9 protein-coding genes are annotated in these 12318 nt (G+C 69.1%); 3 read left to right on the plus strand and 6 right to left on the minus strand.

Annotation, left to right across the window (positions count from 1 at the left end; genetic code table 11):
- Positions 1 to 94 precede the first annotated feature (94 nt).
- Entirely contained in the window at positions 95 to 997 is a 903-nt protein-coding gene (locus FE263_RS08225; protein ID WP_138325452.1) for an AraC family transcriptional regulator, read from the plus strand.
- On the opposite strand, the gene FE263_RS08230 is transcribed toward FE263_RS08225, so the two are convergent.
- The 6 genes from FE263_RS08230 to metH all read right to left on the minus strand — a co-directional run bounded on the left by FE263_RS08230 (position 970) and on the right by metH (position 9313).
- Entirely contained in the window at positions 970 to 1719 is a 750-nt protein-coding gene (locus FE263_RS08230) for an SDR family NAD(P)-dependent oxidoreductase (protein WP_138325453.1), read from the minus strand. The two genes, FE263_RS08225 and FE263_RS08230, sit on opposite strands and share 28 nt — an antisense overlap.
- Before the next feature lie 2 nt (positions 1720 to 1721).
- The gene (gene purF, locus FE263_RS08235; protein WP_138325454.1) at positions 1722 to 3242 is read right to left on the minus strand and encodes an amidophosphoribosyltransferase; all 1521 of its coding nucleotides are present in this window, start codon (positions 3240 to 3242) and stop codon (positions 1722 to 1724) included.
- A 1-nt stretch (position 3243) separates the two neighbouring features.
- Positions 3244 to 3813 (minus strand): CvpA family protein, encoded by a 570-nt coding sequence (locus FE263_RS08240; protein ID WP_138325455.1) that lies wholly within the window; start codon positions 3811 to 3813, stop codon positions 3244 to 3246.
- 94 nt (positions 3814 to 3907) lie between these two features.
- On the minus strand, positions 3908 to 5407 hold the full coding sequence (locus FE263_RS08245; RefSeq protein WP_138325456.1) for an MFS transporter: 1500 nt from the start codon (positions 5405 to 5407) through the stop codon (positions 3908 to 3910).
- A gap of 16 nt (positions 5408 to 5423) precedes the next feature.
- Positions 5424 to 5822 carry a nucleoside triphosphate pyrophosphohydrolase family protein gene (locus FE263_RS08250; RefSeq protein WP_138325457.1) on the minus strand — a complete coding sequence of 133 codons (399 nt, stop codon included), beginning with the start codon at positions 5820 to 5822 and terminating at the stop codon, positions 5424 to 5426.
- The gene (gene metH, locus FE263_RS08255) at positions 5819 to 9313 is read right to left on the minus strand and encodes a methionine synthase (RefSeq protein ID WP_138325458.1); all 3495 of its coding nucleotides are present in this window, start codon (positions 9311 to 9313) and stop codon (positions 5819 to 5821) included. The genes FE263_RS08250 and metH overlap by 4 nt, the downstream gene beginning before the upstream one ends.
- A gap of 71 nt (positions 9314 to 9384) precedes the next feature.
- Here metH and FE263_RS08260 point away from each other — a divergent pair, with 71 nt between their 5' ends.
- Together FE263_RS08260 and FE263_RS08265 are read left to right on the plus strand one after the other, a co-directional pair.
- The gene (locus FE263_RS08260) at positions 9385 to 9822 is read left to right on the plus strand and encodes a hypothetical protein (RefSeq protein WP_171034002.1); all 438 of its coding nucleotides are present in this window, start codon (positions 9385 to 9387) and stop codon (positions 9820 to 9822) included.
- 339 nt (positions 9823 to 10161) lie between these two features.
- Positions 10162 to 12318, plus strand: coding sequence for a peptidase domain-containing ABC transporter (locus tag FE263_RS08265; RefSeq protein WP_138325719.1), 2157 nt, complete (start codon positions 10162 to 10164; stop codon positions 12316 to 12318).

Below are 12318 nucleotides of genomic sequence, written 5' to 3' on the forward strand. Positions count from 1 at the left end.
GGGCTCCTGTCGAAGGGGGAAGTCGGCAGGGTAGGGCCGCAGCCACGGACGTGATACGATCCGCAGTCCACCAGGCATTGGCCAAAGTCCAGAAATGTCCGATCCGCTTACCCAGGTCGTCGGCCTGCTGCAGCCCAATGCCTCGTTCTCGAAACGCGTCAGCGCCTCCGGCGCCTGGTCGGTGCGCCGATCCGAGGAGGGGCGCCCGTTCTACTGCGTGCTGCTCGACGGCGCCTGCCGCCTGCTGTTGCCGGGCGAGGCGCCGCTTACCCTGCAAGCCGGCGACTTCGTGCTGGTGCCGGCGGCTCACGACTTCACCATGCGCAGCATCGAGGCGCCCCCGGCCGGCGTCGAGTTCGTTCCGGTCGAGACCGGCCCCGGCACTTTCCGGCTCGGCGACGCCGATGCGCCGCCGGACATACGGGTTCTGCTGGGACATTTTGCCTTCGGCTCGGATGATGCCGATCTGCTGGTATCGCTGCTGCCGCACCTCCTGCACGTTCGTGGGCAGCAGCGCCTCACCACGCTCGTCACCGTCCTGAACGAGGAGTCGCGCGCCGACCGACCCGGGCGCGACATGGTGCTGGCGCGGCTGCTCGAGATCGTGCTCATCGAGGCGCTGCGCTGTACCGCGGGTCCTGCGGCTTCGCCCGGCCTGCTGCGCGGTCTCGCCGACCACCGGCTGGCGGTGGCGCTGCGGCAGATGCATGACCGCCCGCGCCAGGCCTGGACGGTGGGCGAGCTGGCGCGCAGGGCGGCGCTGTCGCGATCAGGCTTCTTCGAGCGCTTCCGCAGCGAGGTCGGCGTGGCGCCGATGGAGTATCTGCTGGGCTGGCGCATGACGCTGGCCAAGGACCTGCTGCGCCGGGAGCGCACCGGCGTGGCGGTGGTCGCGGAGCAGGTCGGCTACGCCTCGGCCAGCACCTTCAGCACCGCCTTCACCCGCCATGTCGGCGTGCCGCCGGTTCTCTACGCGCGCGTGGGGCGGTCGGGGTGAGTGGACGTGGTGGCCGGCGTCACCAGATCGGCATGCCGCGCGGATCCTGGCAGGCACAGCGCCACGACGGCATCCGCCACCGCCTCCGGACGGGGAAGCCCCGAGGCATCCTCGCCCGGCATCGCCTGCGCGCGCAGCCGGGTCGCCACCGCGCCGGGATCGAACAGGTTGACGCGCAGCCGGCGGTGCGACGCGACCTCGTCGGCCCAGCTCAGCACCAGGTTCTCCATCGCCGCCTTGCCGGCGCCGAGCAGGCCCCAGTAGGCGACCGGGGAGCGTGCATGGGCGTCCGTGAGGAAGACGGCGCGACCGGCGGGTGAGGCCAGCAGCAGCGGCGACGTGGTGCGTATCAGCCGCCATGACGCCGTGGCGTTGACCGCCAGGCTACGCGCGAAATCGCGGTCGGTGGCGTGCGGCACCGGGGTGAGGGCGCCGAGGGTGGCCGCGGCGTGCACCAGTATGTCGAGCCGCCCGAACCGGCTGGCCAGGCTCGGTCCGATGCCGTCGAGGGCGGCGCCGTCCTCGAGATCGAGCGGCAGCAGGGTGCAGCCCGCCCCGCCCGCCGTCCGGACCAGATCGTCGGTCTCCTCGAGGCCGCCCGGGCTGCGCGCCGTCAGCACGCAGTGCGCGCCGAGGGCCGCCAGCGCGCAGGCGACGGCCCGGCCGATGCCGCGGCTGGCGCCGGTGACCAGCGCCACGCTGTCCTGCAGCGGTGGCGGCACGTTCAGCGGGAGGTGACGAGTTCCGTCTGCCGCGCCTGGCTATCCACATCCACGTCGGCGAGGCTGATCGGATACTGGCCGGTGAAGCAGGCGTCGCAATAGAACGGCTGCTCGGGATCGCGCCCCGGCCGGCCGAGCGCGCGATACAGCCCGTCGAGCGAGATGAAGGCGAGGCTGTCGGCGCCGATGAGATGCGCCATCTCCTCGACGGTGTGCTGCGCCGCCAGCAGCTTGCTGCGCTCCGGCGTGTCGATGCCGTAGAAGCAGGAATGCGTCGTCGGTGGCGACGAGATGCGCATGTGCACCTCGGTGGCGCCGGCGGCGCGTACCATCTCGACGATCTTGCGGCTGGTGGTGCCGCGCACGATGGAATCGTCCACCAGGATGACGCGGCGTCCCTCGATGGTGGCGCGGTTGGCGGAATGCTTGAGCTTGACGCCAAGGTTGCGGATCTGGTCGGTCGGCTCGATGAAGGTGCGGCCGACATAGTGGTTGCGTATGATGCCGAGCTCGAACGGGATGCCGCTCTCCACCGAATAGCCCATCGCCGACGGCACGCCGGAATCCGGTACCGGAACGATGACATCGGCCTCGACGGCGCTCTCGCGTGCAAGCTCGGCGCCGATGCGCTTGCGCGCGTCGTATACCGCATGGCCATCCAGCACCGAGTCCGGCCGTGCGAAATAGATGTATTCGAACACGCAGAAGTGGCCACGCTTCGGCGCGAACGGCTTGATCGATCGCACACCGGAATGGTCTATCACCACGATCTCGCCGGGTTCGACGTCGCGCACGAACTCGGCGCCAACGATGTCGAGCGCGCAGCTCTCGCTGGCCAGCACCCAGGCCGGACCTGCAGCCTTGTCTGCACCGGCCTCGTTGGCGATGCGGCCCAGGATCAATGGCCGCACGCCGAGTGGATCGCGCACGCCGATCAGGGCCTGCTGGGTCAGCACGGTGAGCGAGTAGGCGCCGACCACCTGCTTGAGCGCATCGATCAGCCGGTCGTTGACCGTCGAATACAGGCTGATCGCGATCAGGTGGATGAACACCTCGCTGTCGGTGGTGGACTGGAAGATGCAGCCGCGGCGGACCAGTGCGCGACGCAGCGACAGCGCGTTGGTGAGGTTGCCGTTGTGCGCCACCGCCAGGCCGCCGAATTCGAACTCGGCGAACAGCGGCTGCACGTTGCGCAGGATGGTGGCACCCGTGGTGGCGTAGCGGTTGTGGCCGATCGCCGAGTGACCCGGCAGGCCGGCGATGATGCGCGCGTCGCTGAACACGTCGCCGACCAGCCCCATGCCCTTGTGGGTATGGAAGCCGGTGACGCCGGGCCGGGTCTCGTCGTTGTAGCTGACGATGCCGGTGGCCTCCTGGCCGCGATGCTGCAGGGCATGCAGCCCGAGTGCGGTCATCGCGCCAGCGTCGTGCGCGTTCCAGATGCCGAACACGCCGCATTCCTCGTGCGGCTTGTCGTCGTCGTGTCCGTCCAGGCTGTAGGTCAGCGGCGGGAACTCGACCATGTCAGAAACTCTCCTTGGTCCGACCGGTCGCAAGCCCGGTATCGACTGTGCCGCCATCGGGCGCGTTCTGCGGACCGATCTCCGGCAGCATGCTGCGCCAGCGGACCGGCGCGCGGGCAATGGCATAATGCGCGCCCTGGTCCAGATATGGGAGCGCCGCCGCCTGGCGCACCGGCGACGGCCAATCCGGCGGCGGAAGCACGACGGCAAACAGGATGTAGGCCAGCACCAGCAGGGCGCCACCCCTCGCCAGCCCGAAGGCGGCGCCGAGCGCGCGGTCGATGCCGCCCAGCAGCGACAGCCGGACCAGCCGGCTCAGCAGCGTGGCGGCGATCGACAGGCCGATCAGGATGGCGACGAACACGACGGTGAAGGCCAGCACGTCGGCGATCAGGCCATCATCGACCAGCCGGCCGGCGAGCGGCAGCGCCACGCCGTAGTAATGGGTGGCGAGCAGCGCCGCGACGATCCAGGCCGCCAACCCGAGCATCTCGCGCGCGAGGCCGCGCAGCAGCCCGACCAGTACCGAGAGCGCAACGAACGCCAGCATCACCGCATCGACCCAGTTCATGCCGCCCCGTCCAAGCTTGGGCCATCCCCGGCCCGGCGCGCCGGGTATATCGCCCCGCACCGTGCATTGCACCAGTCCCGCATCGGCTTGGCCGCTATGCCTCCTGGCCCAGCCGCTCCCGGCGCGGCACCAGCAGGGCGACCAGCAGCACGGCCGCGCTCAGCGCCACGGCAAGGTAGAAGTCGGCGTGCAGCGCGTGAGCCAGCGCACCGACCAGGCGATGCAGATGCGGCGCAGGAAGGGAGGACCGCTGCCCGGCATCGACGAGGACGCCGACGATCGTGTGGTCATCGGGAGCACGGACTGACAGGCCGTGGTTCAGCAGGCCGCCGAACGCGGTGGCGCCGAGCGCCTGGCCGATCAGGCGGCTGAAATAGAACAGCGCCATCGCCCGGCCGCGGTCGGCGCGGGCGACACCGGACTGCACCGCGATGGTGAAGACCAGGCTGTTGATGGAAAGCCCGACGCCGAGCGCGCAGCAGCACAGGTCGAGCCACAGCAGGCTGTGCCCGGCGCCGATGCCCAGCAATCCGAGGCTGCCCGCGAGCAGCGCGACCGAGCCCGCGATGGCGACGGGGCGGACCCGCAGCCGGGCCAGTCTCCGGCTCAGCAGCATGGTGGTCGAGGTCCAGCAGACGCACAGCACCCCTAGGACGATCCCGGCCGACAAGGCATTGCCGCCGGCGACACCCTGCACCCAGGTCGGCAGCGAGGCGGTGATGCCCAGCATCACGCCGCCGCAGAGAGCGGCCGAAAGGGTGGCGGCGAGGATGGTGCGCCGGCGCAGCAGATGCGCCGGCAGCAGCGGGTCGTCCAGCCGGCGCTCGCGCCAGGCGAACGCCAGCAGGGCCAGCACACCGGCGCCGAGCAGGCCCGCGATCCTGGCGGCAGCGAGCGTCTGCGCCTGCACCAGCACCAGCATGACGAGACCGATCCCGATGATCAGCAGCCCGGCGCCGGGGATGTCGATCGGCCGGTGGCGGCCGGTGCGCGGCGGCTCATGCAGGTAGCGCACGACCATCGCCATCGCAGCGAGGCCGATCGGCAGGTTGATCCAGAACACGAACGGCCAGCCGAAGACCCCGCCCGGCGAGTTCACGAAGAAGGCGCCGAGCAGCGGGCCGACGATGGCGGAGATGCCCCAGATGCCGGAGACGTAGCCCATCATGCGCGGCCGGTCGGCCGGTTCCGAGACGTCGCCGATGATGGTGGTGGCGAGCGGGACCAGGCCGCCGCCGCCGATCCCCTGCATGGCGCGGAACAGGATCAGCGAGGGCATGCTCCACGCGCAGCCGCACAACAGCGAGCCGGCCAGGAACAGGGCGGCGCTCGCGAGATAGACCGGCTTGCGGCCGAAGCTGTCGGCGCACCGGCCGTAGATCGGCGTCACCACCGCCTGGGTCAGCAGGTAGGCGCCGAACGCCCAGGAGAACAGGCTGAAGCCACCGAGGCGGGCCACGATGGTGGGCATGGCGGTGCTGATCACGGTGACCTCGATCGCCGCCATGAAGCTCGAGATCAGCATCGCGGCGATCACCAGCTCGCGCCGGAGCTTGCCGCCGGGGACGGCCGGGCTGGCCGCTCTGGTGCTCATCGGCCGGATCGTTCGCTCAGGGCAGCTTGGTGCTGTCGACCCGCCAGGGCCGGGTCAGCCGCCGTTTCGGGCGGCCCGGCTTGTAGGCCATCTCGTGCAGCAGGGTGCCGATCCGCTCGCGCTTGTGCAGCTCGGTCCAGATCTCCTCCGGCTCCACCCCGGCAGTGGCCCACAGCAGGGTCAGCATGCCGACCAGTTCCGCCGAATGCCCGATCAGCGCCGCCCGGTCATGGGTGACCGCGGCGCCGACGCAGGCCATCGCCTCGATGCCGGCCTCCCGGGCGACGCGGGCGATCAGGATCGGCGCCGAGAGATCCTGCCGGGTCGCCTCGTGCAGCGCGGCGTTCCAGAGCATGGTGAAGGCCCGCTCGGAGGCTTCCACGCCGGCGGTGGCGGGCGCCGTGGCCGGGGTCAAACCGTGAAGTACTTCGCGTGCGGGTTCAGGATCACCAGCGCGCTGGTCGATTGCTCGGGGTGCAGCTGGTAGCCGTCCGACAGCGTGACGCCGACCCGTTCCGCCTCCAGCAGGCCGAGCAGCGGCACCTGGTCCTCCAGCTTCGGGCAGGCCGGATAGCCGAACGAGTAGCGCGAGCCGCGGTAGCCCTGCTGCAGCAGCTTGTCCATGTCGCGGTCGTCCTCGGACGAGTAGCCCAGCTCGGCGCGCATCCGCTTGTGGGCATACTCCGCCATCGCTTCCGCCATCTCGACCGACAGGCCGTGCAGGTAGAGGTAGTCCTGGTAGCGGTTGCCCTCGAACCAGTCTCGCGCGATGTCGGACGCCTTCTGGCCGACGGTCACCACCTGCAGGCCGATCACGTCGCGCACGTTGTCGTCGATGTCACGCACGAAATCGGCGATGCAGGCGCCGTCCTCGCGTGGCTGGCGGGGCAGCGTGAAGCGCGCCACCTCGGTGCTGCCGTCCGGCTCGAACAGGATCAGGTCGTTGCCCTGTCCGGCCGCCTTCCAGTAGCCGTACACCGCCTGCGGCCGCAGGATCTGCTCGGCATTGGCCAGTGCCAGCATACGCCGCAGCACCGGGCGAAGCTCCTGCTTGGCCCAGCCGAGGAACTCCTCCAGGGAGCGGCCCTGCTTCCGGAAGCCCCACTGGAACTGGTACAGGCTGCGCTCATTGAGGAACGGCAGCACCGCCTCGGGCGTCGCCTCGATGGTGCGCGGTCCCCAGAACGGCGGCTCCACCGGATCGAGGCCGGCATTGAGGCCGCGCCGGCGTGCCTGCACGGCGGCCACGTCGACCGGCGCGAAGCCGCGGTTCTCCTGCTGCTCCGGCTCCCGCTTGTTCGCCCGCGCCTTGTTGCCGCGCCGCGATTTCAGCGCCGCCAGGTAGTCATCGAAGCCGCCGGTGCTGACCTTGTCCATCAGCCCGAGACCATCGAAGGCGTCGCGCGCATAGGCGACGCGCCCCGACGTGCCATACGCGGCGACGCAATCCTCCTCGACATAGTTGCGGGTCAGCGCGGCCCCGCCCAGCAGCACCGGGATATCGAGCCCCTGGCGCGCCATCTCCTCGAGGTTCTCGCGCATCACCACGGTGGATTTCACCAGCAGCCCGGACATGCCGATGGCGTGCGCGCGCTCCTTCTTCACGGCCGCCACCATGTCGGCGAGCGGCACCTTGATGCCGAGGTTGACCACCCGGTAGCCGTTGTTGGTCAGGATGATGTCGACCAGGTTCTTGCCGATGTCGTGCACGTCGCCCTTCACCGTGGCCAGCACGATGGTGCCGCGCTCCTGGCCCTCGACGCGCTCCATGTGCGGCTCGAGATGCGCCACCGCGGCCTTCATGGTCTCGGCGGACTGCAGCACGAACGGCAGCTGCATCTTGCCCGAGCCGAACAGCTCGCCCACCGTCTTCATGCCGTCGAGCAGGATGGTGTTGATGATGTCCAAGGGCTTGTTGGTCAGCATCGCGAGGTCGAGCTCGGCCTCCAGCCCCTTGCGATCGCCATCGACGATGCGGTCGCGCAGCCGCTCCTCGACGGTCTCGGCACGGCCCTTCTTGGCGACGTCGGCCAGCTTGCGGTCGGCGAACAGCTCGAGCAGCCGCTGCAGCGGATCGTAGTCTTCGCGCCTGCGGTCGTAGATCAGGTCCTCGGCGACCTGAACCTCCTCGGCGGCGAGCAGGTGCAGCGGGCGGATCTTGCTGACATGCACGATCGCGCCGGACATGCCGGCCCGCACCGCATGGTCGAGGAACACCGAGTTCAGCACCGCGCGCGCGGCGGCATTCAGTCCGAACGAGATGTTGGACAGGCCGAGGATGATCTGGATGTCGGGGTATTTCTTCCGGATCAGCCTGATGCCCTCGATGGTCCACTCGCCGAGCTTGCGGTCGTCCTCGGACCCGGTCGCCACCGTGAAGGTGAGGGGGTCGATCAGCAGGTCCGATTGCGGCAGGCCGTGCTTGTCGCAGGCGAACTCGACCAGGCGCGTCGCCACCGCGAGCTTGCGCTCCGGGGTCTTGGCCATGCCCTCCTCGTCGATGGTCAGCGCGATCACCGCGGCGCCGAACTTCTTGGCCAGGATCAGCCGGTCGGCGGCGGCCTGCTCGCCATCCTCGAAATTGATCGAGTTGATGATCGGCTTGCCGCCATGCAGCTTGAGCGCCGCCTCGATGACGTTGGTCTCGGTGCTGTCGATCACCAGCGGCGCATTCACGCTGCTGGTGAAACGTGTGATCACCTCGTTCATCTCGGCGACCTCGTCGCGGCCGACGAAGGCGGTGCAGATGTCGAGGCTGTTGGAGCCCTCGGCGACCTGCTCGCGCCCGACCGACACGCAGCCGTCCCAGTCGCCGGTCTCCTGCAGTTCGCGCCACTTGCGCGAGCCGTTGGCGTTGCAACGCTCGCCGATCGAGAAGTAGCTGTTCTCCTGGCGCAACGGCACCTGGCTGTACAGGCTGGCCACCGACGGCACCCAGACCGGCGATCGCTTCACGGGGACCGGCCGGGAGCCGCTGCCGGCGCGCTTGCGCAGCATGGCGTCCATCGCCTGGATATGCGGGGTCGAGGTGCCGCAGCAGCCGCCGATCAGGTTGAGCCCGTCCTCGGCGATGAAGCGCTCCACCCAGGACGCCATCTCGGCGGCTCCCAGGGGATAATGCGTCTGCCCGTTCACCAGCTCCGGCAGGCCGGCATTGGGCTGCACCGACAGCAGGCCGGGCCAGTTGGTGGCCAGCCAGCGGACGTGCTCGGCCATCTCCTGCGGCCCGGTGGCGCAGTTCAGTCCGAGCAGCGGCACGTCGAGGGCGTGGATGGTGGTGGCCGCCGCCGCGATGTCGGGGCCAACCAGCAGGGTGCCGGTGGTCTCGACGGTGACCTGCACGAAGATCGGGGTGTCGGTGCCGGCTTCCAGGCGGGCCAGCTTGGCGCCGTTGACGGCCGCCTTGATCTGCAGCGTGTCCTGGCAGGTCTCGATCAGCAGCGCATCGACGCCGCCGGCGATCAGGCCGCGGCATTGCGCGGCGAGGGCCGCCTCCAGCGGATCGTAGGCGATGTTGCCCAGGCTCGGCAGCTTGGTGCCCGGGCCGATCGAGCCGATCACCCAGCGGTGGCGGCCGTCCGAGAAGCTGTCGGCCGCCTCGCGGGCCAGCTCGCCGGCGATGCGGTTGATCTCGTGGGTGCGATCCTCGAGGTCGAACTCGGCCAGCGTGATCGGCGAGCCGCCGAAGCTGTTGGTCTCGACCATGTCGGCGCCGGCCTCGAAGTAGCCGCGATGGATCTCGCGCACCAGCTCCGGCCGCGACAGGTTCAGCACCTCGGTGCAGTTCTCGCGGTTCCAGTAGTCCGCCTCGACGTCGAGCGTCAGGCTTTGAACCCGCGAGCCCATGCCGCCGTCGCACAGCAGCACCTGGTCGCGCAGGGCATCGAGTAGGTGGGGTCTTGTCATGACGGCACGGCCTCGGGCAGATCAAGCGTCAAGCATATGGGCACAGGTCGGGATTGCTTGCGGCGGAGCAAGTGGGGCGGACCTTGTGGTCCGCGCGCCGCCCGCTGTCCAGTATCGGGAGCACGACCCTGTTCATAGACGCCCGCATCGCCGTCGATTTCCTGCCACGCTGCCCGGACCTGCCGCGCTCCGGGCAGGCCCTGCTGCTGTCCGCCGGGCTCCCGGCGGGGGCGGTGCCCGGCTGGACGGCCATGGTGCGCCTGCCCGCGGGGCTGGCCGGACCGGCGCCCGGCCCGCATGGCCCCGCCTGCGCCTGCTGCTCTCGCCCGGAACTCGCGCGCATCCTGACCAGCCTGTTCCAGGCGCGTGCGAAGGGCGAGATCGGCTTCTTCCGTGGCGTGACCGCCGTGCTGCTGCCTGACGAGGCGGCATCGTTGCGCATGCTGCTGGAAACCGATCCGTTCCTCTCGGGATGCTATGTCGCGACAGACGCAACGATCGATAAGTAATGTCGAAACGATCGCGCCAATATATTTTTTTAGACAAAGCAGATCCTGTCATTGCGGCGCAGTAGCGAAATTTTATCGGAAAAAACCGGGCCTTCATGCTAAGGCTCGCCGCCGGATTGCTCGTTCCGGTTGATCCCGGCAGCGCTGCGGACCGGTCTGGTCATGCTGGCGGCCGCGTTCATCGCGCCACGTCGTTTCAGCCGCGATGATGAGTTGTACAGAGGGAAGCCCGTGGCACATACCAGCGATAATTCGTCCGCGACTGGTGGCGCGACACATGGTGAGCCAGGCGGCGCGGGCGCGCAGGTAGACGGTCGTCTGGTGCGCCTGCGCGCGATCATGGCGGCGGCGCGCTACCACGGCGCCGAACTGGTGGCCGCCGACTATCGCGGCCCGATCACCGAAGTAACCCCGTCGCCGGCGAGCCTGGTGCAGTGGCTGAGCGAGCAGGGCATGGTCGCCAAGGCGATGTCGCTCAAGTTCCGCTACCTGGTCCGCATGACGAACACGCCGCCCTTCGTGCTGATTTTCAAGGATGGCGGCGCCGGCCTTTTCGTGGGCGCCGATCCCGCGCGCGGCGTGGTGTGGCTGCGCGATCCGATGGGCACCGAGGGCGATATTCCGGTCGCCGTCGACGAGTTGCGGCTCTCGCAGGTCTGGACCGGCGACGTCGTGCTGGTGCAGCGCAGCCGAAACCAGTCGGAGAACGAGGCGCCGATCAACCTCGCCTGGCTGACGCGGATGGTGCTGCGCGAGCGCCGCTCGCTGCGCGACATCTCGATCGCCTCCGTCGTGCTTTCCCTGCTCACGATCTTTCCCGCGCTGATCGTCATGCAGGTGATCGACAAGGTGGTGAACCATCATTCGATGGCCACCCTGATCGCCATCTCGATGATCATCCTCACGCTGACCTCGTACGAGACGCTGCTCAGCTACGGACGGCGCGAGATCGTCCTGGTGCTCTCCACACGGCTCGACAGCCGCATCGCGCTGGTGATCTTCTCGCGGCTGCTGTCGCTGCCGCTGGAATATTTCGAGCGCCAGCAGGCCGGCACCGTGATCGGCCGCGTGGCGCAGATCTACAAGGTGCGCGACTTCATCACCGGCAAGCTGATGAGCACCTTCCTCGACATGTTCACCCTGATGGTAATCCTGCCGTTCCTGTTCTTCATGTCCTCCACGCTGGCCTGGATGACGATGGCCGCCGCCGGGCTGATCGGCCTGCTGGTGGTGATCTTCATCGGCCCGGTCGGCCGCCTGATCGGCCGCGTGATCGCCGCCGAGATGCGCCGCGCCAACATCATGTACGAAAGCGTCGCCGGCATACGCACGCTGAAGACCCTGGCGCTGGAGCCGTCGCGCCGCGTCGAGTGGGACGTCGCCACCGCCGACGTGGTGCGCGCCAAGCTCGATGCCGGGCGGATGGCGAACTGGCCGTCGACGCTGTCGATGCCACTCGAGATGTTCATCAGCCGCGGCGTGATCCTGGTCGGCGCCTACCTGCTGCTGACCGGCAGCAGCACGCTCGGCGCCGGCGGGCTGGTCGCCTTCATGATGCTGGGCGGCCGCGTCGCCTCGCCACTCGTCTCGCTGGCCAAGCTGCTTGAGGAATTCACCGAGGTGCGCTCGGCGCTCGGCGAGGCGGGTGCGGTGCTGAACCAGCCGACCGAGACCAAGGCGCTGACCAACGGCATGCGTCCGCGCATCGAGGGTGCGCTGTCGTTCGAGGACGTCAACTTCACCTACCCGGCCGGCAGCACCAAGGCGCTGGACGAGGTCAACTTCGAGATCCCCGCCGGCACCTCGCTCGGCATCGTCGGGCGGTCCGGCTCCGGCAAGTCGACCCTCACCCGCCTGCTGCAGGGCGTCAGCCGCAACTACACCGGCTTCCTCAAGCTCGACGGCGTCGACCTGCGCGAGATCAACCTGACGCATCTGCGCAAGTCGTTCGGCGTGGTGCTGCAGGACAACTTCCTCTTCCGCGGCACCATCCGTGACAACATCACCGCCAATCGCCCGGGCCTGACGCTGGAGGATGCGGTGCGCGCCGCCCGCCTCGCCGGCGCCGAGGAGTTCATCGAGCGCATGCCCGGCGGCTACGAGACCTGGATCGAGGAGGGCTCGACCAACATCTCCGGCGGTCAGCGGCAGCGCCTCGCCATCGCGCGCGCGGTGATCACCGATCCCAAGCTGATGATCCTGGACGAGGCGACCTCGGCGCTCGATCCGGAAAGCGAGGCGCTGGTGAACGCCAACCTCAAGCGCATCAGCAAGGGCCGCACGATGATCATCGTGTCGCACCGGTTGTCGTCGCTGGTCGATTGCGACCTGATCCTGGTGATGGAGCGCGGCAAGGTCGCCGACCTCGCGCCGCACGAGGTGCTGGTCGAGCGCTGCGCCATCTACCGCCAGCTCTGGCTGCAGCAGAACCGCCATCTCGATCCGCAGGGCAACAAGCGGGTGACACCCGCCCCGCTGCTGGCAGAGGGAGACTGA

It is taken from the genome of Lichenicoccus roseus, from assembly GCF_005844085.1.
Taxonomy (GTDB): Bacteria; Pseudomonadota; Alphaproteobacteria; order Acetobacterales; family Acetobacteraceae; genus Lichenicoccus; species Lichenicoccus roseus.

Bases quoted from the DNA above. Each gene is read 5' to 3' on its own strand.
- FE263_RS08225 (WP_138325452.1), top strand. From the start codon at position 95: ATGTCCGATCCGCTTACCCAGGTCGTCGGCCTGCTGCAGCCCAATGCC.
- purF (WP_138325454.1), bottom strand. From the start codon at position 3,242: ATGGTCGAGTTCCCGCCGCTGACCTACAGCCTGGACGGACACGACGAC.
- FE263_RS08240 (WP_138325455.1), bottom strand. From the start codon at position 3,813: ATGAACTGGGTCGATGCGGTGATGCTGGCGTTCGTTGCGCTCTCGGTA.
- FE263_RS08245 (WP_138325456.1), bottom strand. From the start codon at position 5,407: ATGAGCACCAGAGCGGCCAGCCCGGCCGTCCCCGGCGGCAAGCTCCGG.
- metH (WP_138325458.1), bottom strand. From the start codon at position 9,313: ATGACAAGACCCCACCTACTCGATGCCCTGCGCGACCAGGTGCTGCTG.
- FE263_RS08265 (WP_138325719.1), top strand. From the start codon at position 10,162: ATGGCGGCGGCGCGCTACCACGGCGCCGAACTGGTGGCCGCCGACTAT.